Origin of the sequence: Sphingobium sp. HWE2-09 (assembly GCF_035989265.1) — a bacterium.
Taxonomy (GTDB): domain Bacteria; phylum Pseudomonadota; class Alphaproteobacteria; order Sphingomonadales; family Sphingomonadaceae; genus Sphingobium.
Genome location: NZ_JAYKZX010000003.1, coordinates 2,643,796 through 2,664,033 on the forward strand (window position 1 = coordinate 2,643,796; position 20,238 = coordinate 2,664,033).

The 20,238-nt window shown below is 64.5% G+C and carries 21 protein-coding genes; 10 read left to right on the top strand and 11 right to left on the bottom strand.

Features of this window, described 5'->3' with window-relative positions; translation table 11 throughout:
* Positions 1-93: 93 nt before the first annotated feature.
* A complete protein-coding gene (locus tag U5A89_RS18405; RefSeq protein WP_338162469.1) occupies positions 94-1,146 on the bottom strand; it encodes a ribonucleotide-diphosphate reductase subunit beta in 1,053 nt (350 codons plus the stop codon).
* A gap of 102 nt (positions 1,147-1,248) precedes the next feature.
* On the opposite strand from U5A89_RS18405, the gene U5A89_RS18410 reads away from it, so the two are divergent.
* A complete protein-coding gene (locus tag U5A89_RS18410; protein WP_338162470.1) occupies positions 1,249-1,512 on the top strand; it encodes a DUF2171 domain-containing protein in 264 nt (87 codons plus the stop codon).
* Positions 1,513-1,558: 46 nt separating this feature from the next.
* Here U5A89_RS18410 and U5A89_RS18415 read toward each other — a convergent pair whose 3' ends face one another.
* Entirely contained in the window at positions 1,559-3,466 is a 1,908-nt protein-coding gene (locus U5A89_RS18415; RefSeq protein WP_445190708.1) for a ribonucleoside-diphosphate reductase subunit alpha, read from the bottom strand.
* Positions 3,467-4,006: 540 nt separating this feature from the next.
* Between U5A89_RS18415 and U5A89_RS18420 the strand changes: the two genes are divergently transcribed.
* The 6 genes from U5A89_RS18420 to U5A89_RS18445 all read left to right on the top strand — a co-directional run bounded on the left by U5A89_RS18420 (position 4,007) and on the right by U5A89_RS18445 (position 9,485).
* Positions 4,007-4,651: a glutathione S-transferase family protein gene (locus U5A89_RS18420; RefSeq protein ID WP_338163105.1), complete on the top strand. Its 645-nt coding sequence runs from the start codon at positions 4,007-4,009 to the stop codon at positions 4,649-4,651.
* A 90-nt stretch (positions 4,652-4,741) separates the two neighbouring features.
* Complete coding sequence (locus U5A89_RS18425; RefSeq protein WP_338162472.1) at positions 4,742-6,262, top strand: fumarate hydratase; 1,521 nt, start codon at positions 4,742-4,744, stop codon at positions 6,260-6,262.
* A 72-nt stretch (positions 6,263-6,334) separates the two neighbouring features.
* Positions 6,335-6,751, top strand: coding sequence for an endonuclease domain-containing protein (locus U5A89_RS18430; protein WP_338162473.1), 417 nt, complete (start codon positions 6,335-6,337; stop codon positions 6,749-6,751).
* Between the two features lie 83 nt (positions 6,752-6,834).
* Complete coding sequence (locus U5A89_RS18435; RefSeq protein WP_338162474.1) at positions 6,835-7,071, top strand: hypothetical protein; 237 nt, start codon at positions 6,835-6,837, stop codon at positions 7,069-7,071.
* A 38-nt stretch (positions 7,072-7,109) separates the two neighbouring features.
* Complete coding sequence (locus U5A89_RS18440) at positions 7,110-8,027, top strand: DMT family transporter (protein ID WP_338162475.1); 918 nt, start codon at positions 7,110-7,112, stop codon at positions 8,025-8,027.
* Positions 8,028-8,123: 96 nt separating this feature from the next.
* Positions 8,124-9,485 (top strand): methyl-accepting chemotaxis protein, encoded by a 1,362-nt coding sequence (locus U5A89_RS18445; RefSeq protein ID WP_338163106.1) that lies wholly within the window; start codon positions 8,124-8,126, stop codon positions 9,483-9,485.
* 195 nt (positions 9,486-9,680) lie between these two features.
* On the opposite strand, the gene U5A89_RS18450 is transcribed toward U5A89_RS18445, so the two are convergent.
* The 6 genes from U5A89_RS18450 to htpX all read right to left on the bottom strand — a co-directional run bounded on the left by U5A89_RS18450 (position 9,681) and on the right by htpX (position 15,309).
* Positions 9,681-11,447 carry a heparinase II/III family protein gene (locus U5A89_RS18450; protein WP_338162476.1) on the bottom strand — a complete coding sequence of 589 codons (1,767 nt, stop codon included), beginning with the start codon at positions 11,445-11,447 and terminating at the stop codon, positions 9,681-9,683.
* Entirely contained in the window at positions 11,444-12,106 is a 663-nt protein-coding gene (rpe, locus tag U5A89_RS18455) for a ribulose-phosphate 3-epimerase (protein ID WP_338162477.1), read from the bottom strand. Before rpe ends, U5A89_RS18450 begins: the two co-directional genes overlap by 4 nt.
* An 89-nt stretch (positions 12,107-12,195) precedes the next feature.
* Positions 12,196-12,690 (bottom strand): diguanylate cyclase, encoded by a 495-nt coding sequence (locus U5A89_RS18460; RefSeq protein ID WP_338162478.1) that lies wholly within the window; start codon positions 12,688-12,690, stop codon positions 12,196-12,198.
* A 51-nt stretch (positions 12,691-12,741) separates the two neighbouring features.
* Positions 12,742-14,034, bottom strand: coding sequence for an RsmB/NOP family class I SAM-dependent RNA methyltransferase (locus tag U5A89_RS18465; protein ID WP_338162479.1), 1,293 nt, complete (start codon positions 14,032-14,034; stop codon positions 12,742-12,744).
* A gap of 25 nt (positions 14,035-14,059) precedes the next feature.
* Positions 14,060-14,380 carry a hypothetical protein gene (locus tag U5A89_RS18470; RefSeq protein WP_338162480.1) on the bottom strand — a complete coding sequence of 107 codons (321 nt, stop codon included), beginning with the start codon at positions 14,378-14,380 and terminating at the stop codon, positions 14,060-14,062.
* Entirely contained in the window at positions 14,380-15,309 is a 930-nt protein-coding gene (htpX, locus tag U5A89_RS18475; protein WP_338162481.1) for a zinc metalloprotease HtpX, read from the bottom strand. The genes U5A89_RS18470 and htpX overlap by 1 nt, the downstream gene beginning before the upstream one ends.
* Before the next feature lie 90 nt (positions 15,310-15,399).
* On the opposite strand from htpX, the gene U5A89_RS18480 reads away from it, so the two are divergent.
* From U5A89_RS18480 to U5A89_RS18490, 3 genes are all read left to right on the top strand, one after another.
* Positions 15,400-15,573, top strand: coding sequence for a DUF1674 domain-containing protein (locus U5A89_RS18480; protein WP_338162482.1), 174 nt, complete (start codon positions 15,400-15,402; stop codon positions 15,571-15,573).
* 181 nt (positions 15,574-15,754) lie between these two features.
* Entirely contained in the window at positions 15,755-16,198 is a 444-nt protein-coding gene (locus U5A89_RS18485; protein ID WP_338163107.1) for a hypothetical protein, read from the top strand.
* 174 nt (positions 16,199-16,372) lie between these two features.
* Positions 16,373-17,254 carry a UTP--glucose-1-phosphate uridylyltransferase gene (locus tag U5A89_RS18490; RefSeq protein ID WP_338162483.1) on the top strand — a complete coding sequence of 294 codons (882 nt, stop codon included), beginning with the start codon at positions 16,373-16,375 and terminating at the stop codon, positions 17,252-17,254.
* A gap of 123 nt (positions 17,255-17,377) precedes the next feature.
* Here the strand turns inward: U5A89_RS18490 and ssb are convergent, their stop codons facing one another.
* The 3 genes from ssb to U5A89_RS18505 all read right to left on the bottom strand — a co-directional run bounded on the left by ssb (position 17,378) and on the right by U5A89_RS18505 (position 20,140).
* Positions 17,378-17,962, bottom strand: a complete 585-nt coding sequence (ssb, locus tag U5A89_RS18495) for a single-stranded DNA-binding protein (RefSeq protein ID WP_338162484.1) — start codon at positions 17,960-17,962, stop codon at positions 17,378-17,380.
* Positions 17,963-18,026: 64 nt separating this feature from the next.
* Positions 18,027-19,889, bottom strand: coding sequence for a ferrous iron transporter B (feoB, locus tag U5A89_RS18500; protein WP_338162485.1), 1,863 nt, complete (start codon positions 19,887-19,889; stop codon positions 18,027-18,029).
* The gene (locus tag U5A89_RS18505; protein WP_338162486.1) at positions 19,886-20,140 is read right to left on the bottom strand and encodes a FeoA family protein; all 255 of its coding nucleotides are present in this window, start codon (positions 20,138-20,140) and stop codon (positions 19,886-19,888) included. Before U5A89_RS18505 ends, feoB begins: the two co-directional genes overlap by 4 nt.
* Positions 20,141-20,238 lie beyond the last annotated feature (98 nt).

Here is a 20,238-nt window from a genome sequence, read left to right on the forward strand (position 1 = left end):
TTATGGATGCAACCGACCCGTTCCGGTCGTTAAAGCTGTCGCAGATAGGCGAGGGGTGGCGCCGTTTCGTCGGCGCCACCCTTCAGCTTTCAATCACTCCGCCGCGATGCCTGCCGCCTTGAACATGTCCGGGTCCGCATCGTCGGCATTTGCCGCATCGCCGCCCTTGATCTTCTGGCGGCGGTCGAACGCGTCCCACACGTCGTTCCACTGGCCGCGGGTCGCGCCCTTCGAATATTCGGTCGCGCGGGTTTCGAAGAAGTTGGCGTGCTCGACGCCGTTCAGCATCGGGGCGAGCCAGGGCAGCGGATGCTCGTCGATCATGTAGATGGGTTTCAGGCCCAGCTGGCCCAGCCGCCAGTCGGCGATATAGCGGACATATTTCTTGATGTCCTTGGGCGTCATGCCGGGCACCGGACCCATTTCGAAGACGAGATCGACAAAGGCATCCTCGATCCGCACCGTCTTCTGGCACATGTCCATGATGTCGTCCTTGACCGCGGGGGTCAGGCAGTTGCGTTCCGCGCAGAAGGCGTGGAACAGCTTGATGATGCCTTCGCAATGGAGCGTTTCGTCGCGGATCGACCAGGTGACGATCTGCCCCATGCCCTTCATCTTGTTGAAGCGCGGGAAGTTCATCAGCATCGCGAAGGAGGCGAACAGCTGCAGGCCTTCGGTAAAGCCGCCGAACATGGCGAGCGTGCGGGCGATATCCTCGTCCGTGTCGACGCCGAATTGCTGCAGATAGTCGTGTTTGTCCTTCATCTCCTTATACTGCATGAAGGCGCTATATTCGCTTTCGGGCATGCCGATCGTGTCGAGCAGATGCGAGTAGGCGGCGATGTGGACGGTTTCCATGTTGCTGAACGCGGTCAGCATCATCTTGACCTCGGTCGGCTTGAACACGCGGCCATATTTTTCGTGGTAGCAATCCTGCACTTCCACGTCGGCTTGGGTGAAGAAGCGGAAGATCTGCGTCAGCAGGTTGCGCTCGTGGTCGGACAGCTTCTGCGCCCAGTCGCGGCAATCCTCACCCAAGGGCACTTCCTCGGGCAGCCAGTGCAGCTGCTGCTGGCGCTTCCAATATTCATAGGCCCAGGGATATTCGAAGGGCTTGTACACCTTGGAGGCTTGGAGAAGAGGCATGGGATGAAACTCCGGGCGAAATCGTTACGAGTGAAGGGCGGTTGCAACCCGGGCGAGGGCGGGACGTTGAGACGTCGCTACCCCCCGCACAGGAGAAATATCATGGTCGACCTTAGCAGCATTCAGGAACATGCCGAAGTGATCGGCGCCGATGGCGTGCATGTCGGCACCGTCGATCATGTCGATGGCGACCGTATCAAGCTGACCAAGAAGGACAGCAGCGCTGAGGTCGATGGCGCGACCGGCGCGCATGAAGGACATCATCATTATATCAGCCAAGGCCTGATCGCGGCGGTCGAGGATGACGGCACGGTGCGGCTTTCCGCCAATGCCGACGTCGCAGTGACGTTCGAAGAAGAAGAATGAGCGCGCGGGCGCGGCGGCGGATGCCGTCGCGCCCGGCTTCCATGCCTTATTGGCAGGCAAGACACTCGTCATAGTCGGTGGTCTCGCCGATTTCGAACTTGGGCGCGTCGATCGTGTTGTCGGCCTCCACCCCGCCGGCGAAGCCCGCGCGCTGCACGCTCTTCGAGCGTAGATAGTAGAGCGACTTGATGCCCAGTTCCCATGCGCGGAAGTGGAGCATGAGCAGATCCCATTTTTCGACATCCGCCGGGATGAACAGGTTCAGCGACTGCGCCTGATCGATATAGGGCGTGCGGTCGGCGGCCAGTTCGAGCAGCCAGCGCTGGTCGATTTCGAAGCTGGTCTTGAACGTGTCCTTTTCTTCCTGGCTCAGGAAGTCGAGATGCTGGACCGAGCCGCCCTTTTCCAGGATCGAATTCCACACCGCGCTGCTGTCCTTCGCCTTGGCGACCAGCAGCTTTTCCAGATACGGATTCTTGATCGAGAAGCTGCCCGATAGCGTCTTGTGCGTGTAGATGTTCGCTGGGATCGGCTCGATACAGGCCGACGTGCCGCCGCAGATGATGGAGATCGACGCGGTGGGCGCGATCGCCATCTTGCAGGAAAAGCGCTCCATCACGCCCTGGTCGGCGGCGTCGGGGCACGGGCCGCGCTCCTGCGCCAGCATCATCGACGCTTCGTTCACCTGGGCGTTGATATGCTTGAAGATGCGCAGGTTCCACGACTTGGCCATCGCGCCTTCGAACGGGATATTGCGCGCCTGCAGGAAGCTGTGGAAGCCCATAACGCCAAGGCCCACCGAGCGTTCGCGCATCGCGCTGTACTTGGCGCGCGCCATTTCGGGCGGAGCGCGGTCGATATAGTCCTGCAGGACGTTGTCGAGGAAGCGCATGATATCCTCGGCGAAGGTCGGATGATCCTTCCACTCGTCCCAGGTTTCCAGGTTCATCGACGACAGGCAGCACACCGCGGTGCGATCATTGCCCAGATGGTCGCGACCCGTAGGCAGCGTGATTTCCGAGCAGAGATTGGAGGTCGATACCTTCAGCCCCAGTTCGCGATGATGTTTGGGCATCATGCGGTTCACCGTGTCGTTGAACACGATATAGGGCTCGCCGGTCGCCAGCCGCACTTCGACCAGCTTCTGGAACAGGGCGCGGGCATTGACCGTGCCACGGATCGACTGGTCCTTCGGGCTGCGCAGATGGAATTCCGCGCCGTCGCGCACCGCTTCCATAAACTCGTCGGTCAGCAGCACGCCATGATGCAGGTTCAGCGCCTTGCGGTTGAAGTCGCCGGACGTCTTGCGGATTTCCAGAAACTCCTCGATCTCCGGGTGGGAGACGTCGAGATAGCAGGCGGCGGAGCCGCGGCGCAGGCTGCCCTGGCTGATCGCCAGGGTCAGCGAGTCCATCACGCGGACGAAGGGAATGATGCCGCTGGTCTTGCCATTGAGGCCCACCGGTTCGCCGATGCCGCGCACATTGCCCCAATAGGTGCCGATGCCGCCGCCGCGCGAGGCGAGCCAGACATTCTCGTTCCAGGTGTTGACGATGCCTTCCAGGCTGTCGTCCACGCTGTTGAGATAGCAGCTGATCGGCAGACCGCGACCGGTGCCGCCGTTCGACAAGACCGGCGTCGCAGGCATGAACCACAGCTGCGAGATATAGTCATAGACGCGCTGGGCATGATCCTGATCGTCGGCATAGGCCGACGCCACCCGAGCGAAGAGATCCTGATAGGATTCGCCGGGCAGCAGATAGCGGTCGTTCAGCGTGTCCTTGCCGAACTCCGTCAGCAACGCGTCGCGCGACGCGTCAGTTTTCACATCGAACCGGCGCACCTGCACGGTGGAAGAGGTCAGCGCCTCTGGCTCCGCTTTCGGCGTCGCCGTCGCTTCCGCCATGGCCAGCAGGGTCTGCTCCACCTTCGCGTCGTCCATCAGATCGTCCATCACAGTCGCCACGTCGCCAGCACCTTGTCCACTATCTCGAAAATCCATGTCCGTCCCCGATGTTCCTGTTCCGTTCAATTCGGTCAAGCGGGTCGCGACAGAATGCGCATCCTAGCATGAACCGTACCGCGCCGGGGACGGAAAAGGGCCAAACCGATCGGTCGCAGGGACGAAAAGCCCCGATCGCCGGACAATCGACCGGCAACGCAATCACAATCTGTTGGGTAACCCCCGTTAACCCGATACCATAGATAGTGCCATAGCCGGTTGTGGGCGCAAGAGGGTAAATGACAGTATCGCGACTCGGTTCATCGATGATTGCCTTCATTTCATCGCACGCCGTAAGAACGACGCATGGACTTGCCGCGCCCCCAAAAAAGGCAAGGGGGATATGGACGCGCAAAAATAAATTTCGCTTGCCACGCAAATTCAGACGAAGGTCTAATAGGACAGCGCGATCGTTAGACGGCCCGCCACGACGGTGAGCCGGTCATGGCGATTTTGACCGCACAAGCCAGCGATGGCTGGGGAGGATGTTCGATGATTCTCTACTATCACCCCTTGTCGTCCTATTGCTGGAAGGTGCTGATCGCCTTCTACGAAAATGGCGCGCCGTTTGCCCCACGAATGCTGGAGGACGAAGGCGTCGCGGCGGAGTGGCAGGCGCTCTGGCCGATCGGCAAATTCCCGCTGCTGCACGATCCGGCGCGCGACGCGACCATCGGCGAAGCCAGTATCATCATCGAATATCTCGCCCAGCATGAAGCCGGCACATTCCGCCCCATCCCGGCCGATCCCGATGCGGCGCTGGAAACGCGGCTGATGGATCGGCTGTTCGACAATTATGTGATGACACCGATGCAGCAGCTGGTGGCCGACCGGATGCGGCCGCAGGGCCAGAACGACGCCATCGGCGCAGCGCAGGCGCGCGACCTGCTGGGCAAGGGCTACGCCCTGATCGAATCGCGCATGGCGGGACGGCGCTGGGCCGTGGGGGAGGCGTTCACCCTGGCCGACTGCGCCGCCGCCCCGGCACTGTTCTATGCCGACAAGATCATGCCCCTGGGCGCGGCGCATCCGACATTGACGGCCTATCTCGCCCGGCTGGAAGCGCGACCCAGCTTTGCCCGCGTGCTGGCGGAGAAGCAGCCTTGGTGGCATCTCTTCCCCTTTGCGAACGGCTGATACTGGACTTGGCGCCATTTACGCACTAGCCGCTGCCCCTTGCAGGGACCGGCCGTGCAGAGGCTGGCCGCACATAAGGACCAGGGTAAGATGACGCTCATCAAGACCGCCGATCTGATCGACAGCGTGGCCGACGCGCTCCAGTTCATCAGCTATTATCATCCGATGGATTATATCCGCGCGCTGGGCAAAGCCTATGACGCCGAAGCCAATCCGGCGGCCAAGGACGCCATCGCGCAGATCCTGACCAACAGCCGCATGTGCGCGGAGGGGCATCGCCCGATCTGCCAGGACACCGGCATCGTCAACGTCTTCGTCAAATGGGGCATGGACTGCCGCCTGGACGATAACAGCCGCTCCATGCAGGAGGTCGTGGATGAGGGCGTGCGCAAGGCGTACCTCAACCCCGAAAACCGCCTGCGCGCCTCGATCCTGCGCGATCCGGCCTTCGCCCGCCAGAATACCAAGGACAACACGCCCTGCGTGCTGAACGTGGAAATGGTGCCGGGCAACAAGGTGGTGATCGACGTCGCGGCCAAGGGCGGCGGGTCGGAGAACAAGACCAAGTTCAAGATGATGAACCCCAGCGACTCGATCGTCGATTGGGTGCTGGAGATGATCCCGCAGATGGGCGCTGGCTGGTGCCCGCCGGGCATGTTGGGCATCGGCATCGGCGGCACCGCGGAAAAGGCGGTGGCGCTCGCGAAGGAAAGCCTGATGGAACCCATCGACATGGGCGAACTGAAGCTGCGCGGACCGCAGAACAAGATCGAGGAAATGCGGATCGAGATTTTCGACAAGGTCAATGCGCTGGGCATCGGCGCGCAGGGACTGGGTGGCCTCTCCACCATCCTCGACGTCAAGATTTACGACTATCCCTGCCATGCGGCGGGCAAGCCGGTGGCGATGATCCCCAATTGCGCCGCCACCCGTCATGCGCATTTCACGCTGGACGGTTCCGGCCCCGCTTATCTCGAAGCGCCCAAGATTTCCGAATGGCCGCAGGTCGACTGGAAGCCGAGCAAGGAGGCGATCAGCGTCGATCTCAACACGCTGACGCCGGAAATCGTGCAAAGCTGGAAGCATGGCGACCGGCTGCTGCTGAACGGCAAGATGCTGACCGGCCGCGACGCCGCGCACAAGCGGATCAAGGATATGCTGAGCCGCGGCGAGCCGCTGCCGGTCGATTTCAAGGGCCGCGTCATTTACTATGTCGGCCCGGTCGATCCGGTGCGCGACGAAGTGGTCGGCCCGGCCGGTCCCACCACCGCGACCCGCATGGACAGCTTCATGGACATGATGCTGGAACAGGGGCTGCTGGGCTGCGTCGGCAAGGCCGAACGCGGCGTCGCAGCGACGGAGAGCATCGCCAGGCATAAGAGCGCCTATCTGATGGCGGTCGGCGGCGCGGCATATCTGGTCGCCCGCGCGATCAAGGGCGCGAAGGTCGTGGGCTTTGAAGATCTGGGCATGGAGGCGATCTACGAATTCGACGTCCAGGACATGCCGGTGACCGTCGCAGTCGACAGCGAAGGCCAGAACGTCCACCGCCTGGCCCCGCTGGTGTGGCAGGAAAAGATCAAGCGCGAGAAGCTGCTCGAAGGCGCGTGACCGACTTCATCCTCCCCAAGCTTGCTTGGGGAGGGGGACCGCTCGCAAAGCGAGTGGTGGAGGGGCAATGCGATGCCGCCAAGAAGGCAGACTGTCGAGAAAGCGCGCCAGCTTCGCCGCGCCCTGACACCGCCCGAAGTCGCCCTTTGGCAATGGATGCGCACGCGGCCGCAAAGGTTGAAATTCCGGCGGCAGCACCCGCTTGGCCCTTATGTGCTGGATTTTTATCATGCCGCCGCGCGGTTGGCGATCGAGGTGGACGGCGCAATCCATGACGATCCCCGCCAGATGGCGCATGATGCGCGGCGCGATGCGTGGTTGCAGGAGCAAGGGATCAGCGTTCTGCGGATTAAAGCGGCGGACGTGATAGACGATCTCGACGCGGTGACACGGCTTATACTCGACCGTAGCGCGACTTCCCCTCCACCATTGCTTCGCAACGGTCCCCCTCCCCGCTTCGCGCGGGGAGGATTAGAAGATTCTGCATAACCCGGATCAACTTGCCTGCCGCCACAGGAACCCGCCCCCGCGCCCGGCATTGTCACCGGCACCCTATAGCCGGAGCATCGCTCATGTCCTTCACCCAACTCGATCCGCCCCTGCCCGTCCATGTCGAAGGCAAAGGGAAGGGCTATGCCCTGGCCGTCATCGATTATGGGCAGGAGCATAATCTGATCTGGGTGACGGGCCTGAGCGAGTTGGGCGAAATCTGGTGCGCGCCCAATCCGCTGGTGCGGCTGGAGGCGAACTGGACGATGGGGCGGCAAAGCCTGCCCCATGCGCTACCGCCCGGCGCCAAGCCCAGTTGATGAGGTGACGAACCGCGCCTGCGCTGTATAGGGCAGGCATGATCACATCCCCGATCTGGTTGCCCGCGACGCTGGTCGCCGGGGCCGTGCAGGCTTGGCGCACCGCCTTGCAGCGCCGCGTCAGCCACAGCCTGTCGCTCAACGCCGCAGGTCTGGTCCGCTATCTCTACGGCATTCCGTTTACGCTGCTGCTGCTGGGCGGCTATACGCTGTTCGTCGCCGCGCCGGTGCCTGCGATCGCCCCCGGCTTCCTGCTTTTTTCCCTCGGCGGCGGGCTGGCGCAGATCATTGCCACCAACCTGCTGATCACGGCGTTCCGCCATCGCAATTTCGTCGTCGGCACCGCCTATTCCAAGACAGAGGCGGTCCAGGGCGCGCTATTGTCCTTCCTCTTGCTGGGCGAGCGGCTCAGCCCCCTCGCCTGGGCCGGGATCGGTTGCGGCGTCGTCGGGGTGATGCTGTTGTCCACCGGCGGCAAACGGATGGGGCCGGGCGATTTCCTGCGCGCCCTTGCCCAGCCAGCCGCGCTCACCGGCATCGCGTCCGGCTTTTTCTTTGCGCTGACCGCGATCGGCATCCGTCGCGCGACGCAGGCGGTGGGTGGCGACGACCGCATCCTGGCCGCCCTGCTCGTGCTGGTCGCCACGGTGCTGCTCCAGACACTGATGCAGGGCGCCTATCTGATGCTGCGTGAACCCGGCGAGATGCGGCGGGTGTTCGCGAGTTGGCGGGTGTCGGGCCAAGTCGGGCTGCTCTCCGCGCTGGGCAGCGCGTGCTGGTTCACCGGCTTTGCCACGGCGCCCGTGGCGCTAGTGCGGATCGTCGGACAGATCGAGGTCGCCTTCACCATGGCGTTCGCCCATTTCTACCTGAAAGAACGGATTTGGCGCAGCGAAGCCGCCGGACTGTTGCTGGTGGTGGCCGGGGTCGCGCTGGCGCTCATGGGTGCTTTATGACCGGACTGGGCCATCGCTAACCTTTCCTTCACCATGGTCGGATAGCCACGTCATGTGGCACAAGAAGCGCAATCCGAAACCATCGCCCAAGCGGTCATGAAAGTCGCCAAATTGTCGGGCGACCTGGGCATCCGCACGCTCGATCTGCAGGCGGACATCAGCGAGCTGGCCGACCGGGTCACGCATCAGGCGCGCACGATCGAAGCGATCAGCGGCGCGGCCGTGCAATTGTCGCGCGACGGCGACAGCGTATCCATGGCCGGGCAGGAAGCGCGCGCGCAGGCCGTCGCCGCCCGCGCGATCATCGATGATTCGGGTCGGCAACTGTCCGCCGCCAACCATAATTTCGTCGACCTGATCGAACAGGTGAAGCAGGTCCACAGTCGGCTTGACGGCTTTGGCGACGCGTTGAAGACCGTCGCCCATGTCACCAGCGTGATCAGCGGCATCGCCCGCCAGACCAACCTTCTGGCGCTCAACGCCACGATAGAGGCGGCGCGCGCGGGCGACGCCGGGCGCGGCTTTGCCGTGGTCGCATCCGAAGTGAAGAAGCTGGCGCAGGAAACCGCCGCCGCGACGAACACGATCGAACAGTCGATCGCGGCCCTGACCGGCGAAGCGGGCGGCATGCTTGCCAGCATCACGCAGGGCGCGCAGACCGCGCGCACCGCACTCAACGACACCAAGAATATCGAGACGCTGGTCGATCGGCTGGGCGGATTGATGCAGGGTCTGTCCAACAATAGCGAGGAAGTGGCCGAGCGGATCGCATCCATGGTCGGGTCGGCAGGCGAAATTCGCGGCGGACTGGCGGCGCTCGCCAGCACGTCGACGGATAATGCCGACGGGCTGCAGCGCCTCTCGGGCCGCGTGTCCACGGCCAGCGACGACACCAACGAACTGCTGCAATATCTGGCGGAAAGCGGCGTCGATATTCCCGACTCGCCCTATATCCGCTTCAGCCTGGACAGCGCACAGCAGGTCAGCCGCGCGATCGAGCGGGCGATCGACTCGGGTGCAGTCAGCGAAGCGGCGATCTTCAGCGATCATCACACCCCCATCCCCGGCACCAACCCGCCGCTCTTCTCCCATCCGGTGCAGGACGCGATGTTGCCCGCTGCCCGCGCCGCGCAGGAAAAGGCGCGCGGCTTCCCCGGCCTGTTCGGCATGACCTTTACCGACCGCAACGCCTTCGGCGCGGTCGCCATGCCCGAACGCGCCCAGCCGCAACGGCCGGGCGACGAGGCCTGGAACCTGGAATATGCGCGCCAGGGGATGATCTTCGACTTCCCAGACACCCGCGCGCAGGCGAAGACCACCAAACCCTTCTGCATCAAAGCCTATCGCCGCCTGACCGCGCAGGGCGAAGTCATCCTGCTGAAACAGGTGATCGCGTCGATCCATGTGAAGGGCCGCCATTGGGGCATCCTGCAGATGGCCTATCAGGATCAGGGCTAGCGGCGCACTATGCGTGGGTTGGAGTAGCAAGGCATATTCCCCCTCCCGTTTACGGGAGGGGGTTAGGGGGTGGGCCAGCGCAACGTAGCGCTGGCCCACCCCGCTGCGACTAGCTCGCCGCGCGAGCAAGTCTCGCTACCCCTCCCGCCTGCGGGAGGGGCATGCCGGCTCCCACCCCAAATCAGCCGCGCGCCATCACCCGACCCGCTTGAAGATCCAGCCGATGCTCGAACCGCCGGGCAGCGCCTCGCTCGTCACCACCAGTTGCTTGGTCGGATGCGGACGGCCATCGCCATCGACCCACAGGCTGTCCTCGACGGTCAGCACGCCGGCGCCGGTGCGAAATTGCCAGAGCGCGCCCATATCGATGCGCAACAGCCCACCCTGATTGTCCGCGGTCAGCGTCGGTTCGACGCCGGGCGCCAGATGGAAACGCAACTGCACCGGCTGTCTGCCGGGCTTGCGGCGGCGCTCGGCCGGGGTCAGCATATCCTCGCCCCGGATTTCCTTGCCATCGCCGCTCATCATCAGCAGGCGGCGGTGGACATATCCCATGCGCCGGACATAGCCGTCATGGGACAGGTCCAGGCGGCTGCCATTGTCCAGTTCCTGCCGGTTCAACTCGACCTCGGTCACGCCCTTGCCCAGCGTCCCGTCGGGCAGCAGCGCGGTGGAATTATTGTCGCTCAAAACCAACGTGCTGTGCGCCGCCGTGGTGCGCAGTCCTTGCGCCAGGTCGCGCGGTATCCACGCCCCCTCCAGCGCCGCGCCGCCGCAATTGACCACCAGCCGCAGCGGCCCGTCGCTGATCTCGATCGCGCCGGTCGATGCGCAGCCCGCTTCGGCCAGCCGCGCGACCGGCGGCGGGGCGGCGTCGATCTGCAGCACGGTCGCGCCTGCCGCGATCCGCTGATAGCCCCAGTCGCGCGCCTGGCGCAGCGGCCGGGCGCGCACCCGGCTAGCCGCGACCACGGCGGTGACGATGTCCGGGTCGATCGCGCCCGCACCCTGCCAGCTGCCCAGGCCGCCATCGCCATGGGTCAGGCCCAGCAGCGCAGGAACCGCCCGGTTCAGCCCTTCGGTCAGGAAGGCGGGTGGCGTTTCGCGCCGCACGTCATAGACCGCGCGCAGCATGGATAGCAGCATCACCGCCTCCAGCTGCGCCAGCGGGGATCGCGACACGATCCCACCATCGGCATGGAAACCGCTGTCGATCGCTCGCTTCAGCCCCGCTTCGCCGAACAGCTTGCGCGCGGCCCCGCCGGGGATCAGCAGCGCGGCGGCGACGATGCCGCACCAGGCGACGAGCCGGGGCAGACCCATCGGCGCCTTGTCCGCGCTGCGATCCAGATGCCGCGCGGTCCGCGCGATGCAGTTCAGCACCAGCGATCGATAGACCAGATCGCTGGAGGACAGGATCAACGGCGCATGGGCGGTCCAGAACAGCAGCCGCCAACCCGCATTGTCCGCGCGCCACGCCGGTTCGCTCGGCGTTTCGGCATGGACGTTCAGCCATTTGCGCATGATGCTTTCGGCGATCGGCGCGCCCTGTTCGCGCGACGCGGCGCTCGCCAGGTCGCGCAACCAGCGGAAGCCATGCAGATAGTCGGCAAAGGCGGGACCGACCGACAGGCGCGCAAAATCCAGCGTGTCGATCGGCAGCTTATGCCCACGGAACAGCATATAGCCCGCCCGCATCGCCGCGCCCGCCCGGCCATCGCCGGGAATGGCGTCATCCGGCACCGCCAGCAGCTTGAGCGGATATTTGCCGCGCAGCTTGCGACCATGGATCGGCGTCTTCCAGCTGAGCAGATAGAATTGATTGGCGATCTTCTGCGCCAGCGACAGTCCCTTGTCATCCGCAACGCGGATGAGACGCTTGCCCTGCTCTATGCCGTCGTCGCCCGTTTCCGGGGCGGCGTCGGACGGTGAGCGGCCCGGGATGCGCCGATAATCGTTCACCCGCCCCGCAGCTTCCGGATATTGTCGGCATAGGCATCTGGCCCGCCACGGAAGGTCGCGGTGCCCGCGACCAGCACGTCCGCGCCTGCCGCAATCGCCTTGGGCGCGGTGGTGAAATCGATACCGCCATCGACCTGCAAGTGAATCTCGCGCCCCGACTTGTCGATCATCTTGCGGATCGCTTCGATCTTGCGCAGTTGGTTCTCAATGAAGCTCTGCCCGCCGAAACCGGGATTGACGCTCATCACCAGGATCAGGTCGACATCGTCGATCAGATAATCGAGCATCTTGGCCGGGGTGCCGGGATTGAGCACGACGCCCGCCTTCACGCCCAGCGACTTGATATGCTGAACGGTGCGGTGAATGTGCGGCCCGGCCTCCGGATGCACGGTGATGATGTCGGACCCGGCGGCCACGAAGGCCTCCAGATACTGGTCCACCGGGGATATCATCAGATGGACGTCGAACGTCTTGGTCGTATGCGGGCGCAGCGCCTTCACCACGGCCGGGCCGATGGTGATGTTGGGCACGAAATGGCCGTCCATGACGTCGATATGCACCCAGTCGCAGCCCGCAGCGTCGATGGCGCGGACCTCCTCGCCCAAGCGGGCGAAGTCGGCGGAGAGGATGGAGGGCGAGATGAGAATGGAACGGGTCATTAACCGTTCGCCTTAATCGCCGCCGGGGGCAAGGGCAACGGACATTTGCAGGCGAGTCGCGATCTTTATCGGCGGCCGACCTGTGGACGTTAGAGCATCACGAAAATCGTGGGGTCCAGCCGCCGGGACGTGGGCGCACCACGGGGCAGCAATTGCTTGACGCCATGCAGGCCAACGACCGCGCCGTCATCGTCCAGCACCGGCGCCGCGATCAGCCGCATCGCGCACTGGCCTGCGCCGTCGATCTGGTGGATATCGACGTCCAGCGTGAAGCCGCGCCGATAACGGATAGCATAGGCGCGCAGCCGCTCCATCGCCTCTCGCGACTGCGCCGTATAGAGCGAGACGGAAAGCGCGCGCGACACGGCGCTGTCCCGTTCCAGCCCGAATATGTCGTACACGCCTGCGGTCCAGCACAGCGCATCGTCGTTCGCCAGGTCGCAATGCCACAGCCCCAGTCCGCGTTCGGCCAGCGCGGCATCGTTGCGCGCGATGGTGGGATCGAGCAGGACCGGCGCCAGATGCTCCCGCAGGTCTTGCAGCGGCCAGCTATGATGGAGAGGAAGAGGCTCGGTCGGACGCACAAGGCACCTTTCGCACGGGGAAACCCTCTCTAAGCTGATCAAGGTTAAGGCTTAGTTCGCCGCCTTTGCAAGCCGCGCAATGAAAAATCCGTCCGCGCCGCCCTGCTCCGCCAATGTATCGGGCAGAGTGCGCAGCCAGCCCTGTTCGGTCGGCGCGATGCCGTCCGGCGTTTCGCCCGGTTCGATCGGGACCAGCGCAAAATCGGGATGAGCCGCCAGGAATCGTTCGACCTGCTCTTCGCCCTCCGCGCGCTCGAGCGAGCAGGTAGCGTAGATGATCCGCCCGCCCGGCTTCAGCCAATCGGCGGCGCGGGCCAGCAATGCGCCCTGCAACTCCGCCATCTCCGCGATCTGGCGCGGACCGATCCGGTGCAGCACGTCGGGATGACGGCGATAGATGCCGGTCGCGGTGCAGGGCGCGTCCAGCAGGATCGCGTCCACCGGTGCGTCGGGCTGCCACTGGCGCAGGTCAGCCGCCATGACCTCCGCCGCCAAACTGGTGCGCGTCAGATTTTCGGACAGCCGCTCCAGCCGCTTCTTTGACTGGTCGATCGCGGCGACGCGCCATCCCGCCGCCGCCAATTGCATCGTCTTGCCGCCTGGCGCGGCGCACAGGTCCAGCACATGGCGACCCTCCCCCGGCCCCAGCAATCGTGCCGCGCAGGAAGCGGCGATATCCTGCACCCACCAGGCACCCTCGGCAAAGCCGGGCAGGCTGGGAATAGCGACGCTTTCGGGCAGGCGCACATGGCCGGGCGCGAACGATGTGCCATGCAATGCGGCTGTCCAGGTCGCTGTCTCACCGGGATCGCGCAGGCTGATATCGACCGGCGGCCGGATCGCATAGGCATGGGCAGCGGCCAGCGGCATCGCCTCGCCCCATTGCGTCGCCCAGCGTTCGGCGACCTCTACGGGCAATGTCGGCGGCACAGGCAGCGTCGGTTCGCCGCGCGTCACCGTGCCGAACACGCCATGGACCAGCTTGCGCGGCCCGCCATCGACCAGCGGCAGCCCAGTCGCGATCGCGGCATGGGCCGGTGTATCAAGTACCAGCGTCTGGATGAGCGCGATCCGCAGCACCATCCGCGCCTTCGCATCGGGCGGCAATATCTGCTTGGTCGCGCCGTCGATCATCGCATCGAGATCGGGCAGGTGCCGCAGCGTTTCAGCCGCGATCGCATGGACCAGCGCACGATCGGCGGGCGGCAATCCCTGCGCCGCGCCGTGCAACGCCAATTCCAGCGGATCGCCCCGGCGCAACACCGCATCGAGCAATTTGAGCGCCGCGCGGCGGGCAGGCAGGCCGGGGACATCTTCGGGGCGGGGAGCGGGACGGCGGGACATGGGCGGCCCCTACGCGCTTTTACCCTCAAAGAAAATGGGCGACGCCAAAGCCAACACTTAGGAACAACGCGATCCAGCCAACGACGCCGACCCATAGCGCCAGCCAGTCCGACCGGCGCGGCCTGGGATGGCTACCCTTGGGCACGACCCGCAGGGAGGACGGGATGCGTTTCTTTCCGAAGGTCATGACGGCAATCACCCGCCGCCCCACGCCATGAAAGAAGCGCGCGGTGTGACCGGAGAATATATGCTCGGCGACCATGCCGACCGCGTTGAGCGCTTCGATCGCGCCGCCGACCAGTCGCCCGGTGAAGGCGATGGCCTCGATAACCTCATCGATGGGCATTAGCGCCCGTGCGGATCGAGCGCGCTACGGCGGCGCGGGGACGGCGCTACCGGGGAAAGCGCCGAGGCACGCGACGCCGCACTGATGGCAGGCGCGCCCATTTCCACCGCCATATCCTGCAAGGCGGCGATGCGCTTTTCCATCGCCGGATGGGTAGAGAAGAGTTCGCTGACATGTGTCGGCACGATGTAAAGCTGGGCCGCCGCCGGGTTGCGCTCCGCCACCGGATTGGGGATGCGCTCCGCCTGCCCCGCAATCTTGGCGAGGGCCGAGGCAAGCGCATGGGGATTGCCGCTAATCTCCGCCCCGGCCCGGTCTGCACCATATTCGCGGGTGCGGCTGATCGCCATCTGCACGATCATCGCAGCGAAGGGCGCGACGATCACCGCCATCAGGCTGGCGATCATATTGCCATGGCCGCCCTCCCGATCGCCGCCGCGAAAGAAGAGGCCGAAATTGGCGAGCATCGATATCGCGCCCGCAATGGTCGCGACCATCGTCATGATCAGCGTGTCTCTGTTCTTCACATGGCCCAGTTCATGCGCCATCACGCCTGCCACCTCGTCGCGGCTCAGCATCGCCAGCAGGCCGCTGGTCGCGGCAACGGCGGCATTGTCCGGGTTGCGGCCGGTGGCAAAGGCATTGGGCGCATCCTGGTCGATGATGTAAACGCGCGGCATCGGCAGCCCGGCCCGTTGCGCCAGGTCGCGCACCAGATTGTAGAAATCGGGCGCGCTCTGCGCATCGACTTCGCGCGCGTCATGCATCCGCAGCACGATCTTGTCGGCGTTCCAGAAGGTGAAGAGGTTCATGCCCGCCGCCACCAGCAGCGCGATCACCGCCCCGCCGCTGCCGCCCAGCGTATAGCCCAGCGCCATGAACAGGGCAGTCAGCGCCGCCAGCAACATGGTCGTCTTCATTCCGCTCACTTGCACTCGTCTCCGTTGCGGCCCAGATAGCAGGGCAATCGTGAATATGGGGTGGTTCACCCCCATCCGCAAATCGAAAGGCCGCTCTTCATGGGAACCTTCAACGGCAAGCGCCCCGCGCATGTGAAGCCGCCCGCGCATCTGTCCAAAAGCCCGCCGGTGCCGCAGGGCGACGCGATCGACGCGCCGCCTCGCCATAGCGAAGACCTCAGCCCGGTGCGCTATGGCGACTGGGAGCGAAAGGGCATCGCGGTCGATTTCTGACCGCTAAACCTTTGACTCTATTCGGCCGGATCGGCTCACCGCCGATTTGGCACGGCTGCCGCTGGCCCGTGCCGCCCCTGCGGGGAGCCAATCGCGTCCACTCTGGCCTTTTGTCGCATTAACCGTGAAGGCTGGCGGCAAGAGGAGATAGTGGGGCGTGGGCGTACATCTGGTTTCTGACATGAATGTGAAGGCTGTTGCGGATTATGCGCCGGAGGATGCGGCGCTGCTCTGTGCGGTCGGGCGGCTCGTCTGCGCCTGGACGATGCTGGAACAAAGCCTTGAAGCGAAGATCGGGTCATTGCGCGAGGGCATGGGCGACGTACGGATCGTGGGCGCACGGACGCGGCCCAGCATGGCGAAGCTGATGACCGAATTGCGCACGATGGTGGCTATGCGCGACCGGCGCAACGCCAGCGCCCTGACGGAAATTTCCGCGATCGAGCGCGACATGCAACGGATCGACCGATTCCGCGCGCTCATCATCCAGGGGTTCCACCAGCCCGAACCGGGCGGCTTTACCTGCCGCGACAGCAGAAACAATATCCAGCATATCGCGTTTGACCATCTGGATGGCGAAATTGCGGCGCTGGAAAGCGTCGCCAGCCGTCTGCTCGCCGTCTAAAGGGCCGGTGCGCGGCCGATCTGGTTGCCGCCTTCCTTTTGCCTGTTCCATTCGCGTTCCGCCCAGTGTCATCATCACGACGCCGGAATGCTTCAGTCTATGCGCGACGCTTGACCTTTGATGCACGGGCAGCAATCGAAAGGGTTCGCGAACGCGTGAAAGGGGATTTCGAAATTGACCAAGCCGATCCGTAAAGCCATTTTTCCCGTTGCCGGCCTTGGCACCCGTTTCCTGCCCGCGACCAAGGCGGTGCCCAAGGAATTGCTACCTGTCGTCGATCGCCCGTTGATCCAATATGCGGTGGACGAAGCACGCGAAGCGGGGATCGAGCAGATGATCTTCGTCACCGGCCGCGGCAAAGGCGCGATCGAGGATTATTTCGATATCGCTTATGAAGCCGAGGCGACCCAACGCGAACGCGGCAAGGATCTGTCCGCCCTTGATGGTACGCGCCTGCAGCCAGGGGATGCGGTCTTCCTGCGCCAGCAGGCGCCGCTTGGTCTGGGCCATGCGATCTGGTGTGCGCGTGACATTATTGGCGACGAACCCTTCGCCATTCTGTTGCCCGACGAATTCATGAAGGGCGCGCCGGGCAATGGATGCCTTAAACAGATGGTCGATGCCTATGACAAGGTCGGCGGCAATCTGGTTTGCGCCCTGGAGATTCCCATGGAAGAAACGCCCAATTATGGCGTGATCGATCCGGGCGCGCGCGACGGCAATCTGACAGAGGTCAAGGGCTTGGTCGAAAAGCCGTCGGCCGATGCCGCCCCGTCCAACCTGATCGTGCCCGGGCGCTACATCCTCCAACCCGACGTCATGAAGATATTGGAAACGCAGGATAAAGGCGCAGGCGGCGAAATCCAGCTGACCGACGCGATGGCTTCGCTGATCGGGACGCAACCTTTCCACGGCGTCACCTTCGATGGCCGTCGTTTCGACTGCGGATCGAAGGCGGGCTATATCGAAGCGAACCTGGCGCTGGCCTTGGACCGTCCCGACCTTAAGGACCATATCCGCGCCTTCGCCACCGAAGAACTGGCCCGCCAAGGCTAAGGACGAGTGTTCCCGCGCAGGCGGGAACCCTGTCCCGCCCTCGCGAAGGCGCGCACAGGACGGAATAAAAAAGGGCGGCATCCCATCAGGAAGCCGCCCTTTCCATGTGCCTTGATGCCGTGATCAGAACGGCACTTCGTCGTCCAGATCATTGTCGAAATTGGGGCTGCCCGCCCGGCCGCCGCCAGCGCCGCCCTGGCTGCGTCCGCCGCCAAAGCCGCCGCCCTGGTTGCCGCCGCCCGATCCGCCGCCAAAATCATCATAATCGCCGCCGCCAAAGCCGCTCGACCCCTGGCTCGCGCCCCAATCGCTCACGCCCTGCGAGCGACCGCCGCCGCCCTGGCCGCCGCCACCCGGCGCGCCATCCAGCATCGTCAGGACAGAGCCAAGCCCCTGCAACACGACTTCGGTCGAATAACGGTCATTACCCGACTGGTCCTGCCATTTGCGGGTGCGCAACTGGCCCTCGATATAGACCTTGCTCCCCTTGCGCAGGAAACGTTCGGCGACACCGACCAGCCCTTCGGAAAAGATCGCCACCGTATGCCATTCGGTGCGCTCTTTCTTCTCGCCGGTCATGCGATCCTTCCAGCTTTCGGACGTCGCAATGCGCAGGTTGCACACCTTGCCGCCATTCTGGAAGCTCTTGACCTCCGGGTCGGCGCCCAGATTGCCGATCAGAATGACCTTGTTGACAGACCCTGCCATGATTCCTCCGAAACCTTATAAAGCCGCTCTTATAGACCGGCTGCTTTCGCCGTCTAGGCGGAAGCTACCCCAAACCCATCGCGGTTGCGGTCCAGTAGGTGATGCCCGCCGCGACATAGGCCAGCGCAAACAGATAGCCGACCATGAACAGCGGCCATTTCCAGCCATTCGTCTCCCGCCGGGTCACGGCGATGGTGGAAATGCATTGCGGCGCGAAGATGAACCAGGCGAGGAAGGCGAGCGCGGTGGGCAGCGGCCATTGATCCTTCAACCGGTCGCCCAGGCTCCGTTCCAGCAGCGCCTCGTCATCGCCCGCATCGATCGAATAGACGGTGGCGAGCGCGGACACCGCCACTTCGCGCGCCGCCATCGCCGGGATCAGCGCCAGCGAAATGTCGCGATTGAAGCCGATCGGCTCCAGCACGACATTCAGGCCGCTGGCGATCCGCCCGGCGATCGAATGATCGACCTGGCTGGTGGGATCGCCATCAGGCACGCGCGGGAAGCTCAAAAGCAGCCACAGGATCACGGTCGACGCGAAGATGATCGTGCCCGCGCGCTTGAGGAAGATCACTGCCCGCTGCCACAGGCCCAGCAGGATATCCTGCGGGCGGGGCCACTGATATTTCGGCATTTCCATCAGGAAGCCTCCACTGGCCCCCTTGGTCACGGTCCTGCGCAGCAGCAGCGCGACCAGCATCGCGCCGACGATGCCCGCCAGATAGAGGGTGAAAAGGACGAAGCCCTGCAGGCCCACGCCCGGAAACACGTCGCGCGCCGGGATGAACGCGCCGATGATGACGGCATAGACCGGCAGCCGCGCCGAGCAGGTCATCAGCGGCGCGATCAGGATCGTCGTCAGCCGGTCCTTGGGATCGGCGATCGTGCGCGTCGCCATGATGCCGGGAATGGCGCAAGCGAAGGAGGAGAGAAGGGGGATGAAGGCCCGGCCCGACAGGCCGACCCTGGCCATCAACCCGTCCATCAGGAAGGCGGCCCGCACCATATAGCCGGTCGCCTCCAGCATCAGGATGAAGAAGAAGAGGATCAGAATCAACGGCAGGAACACCACCACCGATCCGACGCCGTGAATGACGCCATCGATCAGGAAGGAGCGGAGGATGCCGTCGGGCAGGGATGCGCGCACGGCATTGGCGATCGCTTCGGCAAGACCCTCGATCATGGCCACCGGCGTTTCGGACCAGCTATAGACCGACTGGAACATGACGAACAACAGGCCGAGCAGCAGGATGAGGCCGAAGACGGGGTGCAGCGCCACGCGGTCCACTGCCGCGGTCAGGCGGCGGGACGGCGTTTCGCGCACGATCGCCGCGCGGGCGATCCGCCCCGCTTCCTTGCGCACGGCATCGAAATCCCGTTCGACCACCGGAGCCGGATAGGCCTTGGGCGCACCGTTCAGCAGCCCTTCCAATTCCTCGCGCAGATGCTCCAGCCCGCGCTTGCGCACCGCCACGGTCGATATCACCGGCACGCCCAGTTCGCGCGCCAGCACCGCCGCGTCCAGTTCCAGACCGTCGCGCGTCGCCAGATCGACCATGTTCAAGGCAACGATCGTCGGCAGGCCCAGCGCCAGCAGTTCGAGCGCGAAGCGCAGATGATTGTCCAGATTGGCGGCGTCGACCACGATTACCAGCGCGTCGGGCCGCTTTTCCCCGACCTGCTTGCCCATCACCACGTCGCGCGTGACCTGCTCGTCCGGGCTGCCGGGGTCCAGGCTGTAGGTGCCGGGCAGGTCGACCAGTTCGACCGGGCGACCGTCCGACAGCGCCAGCCGCCCCGCCTTGCGCTCCACCGTGACGCCGGGATAATTGCCCAGCTTCTGCCGCGCGCCGGTCAGCGCGTTGAACAGCGCGCTCTTGCCCGCATTGGGATTGCCGACCAGCGCGATCAGCGGCAGGCCGCTCATGCCGCACGCTCCGGCCCGGTGCGCACCGTGACGGCGGCGGCATGGCTGCGCCGCATCGCGATGGTCATGCGACCGATGCGGCAGGCGATCGGGCCTTTGACGAAGATGCCGCCATGGTGCAGCGCTTCCACGCTGGCCCCTTCACACAGGCCGAACTCGCGCAGCCGCTGGCCTTCGGATGGCGACAGGGCGGACCAATCGATCAGGTCGACATAAGCGGGTTGGCGCAACGGCAATTCGGTCAAACGCACGGAAATCATACTCGCAGCTTATTTCTGCGAGTGACTATCAATACCGATTGGGAAAGGCCAGCGCGAATCATGCAAAGCCCGGATCGACGCTGCCCATG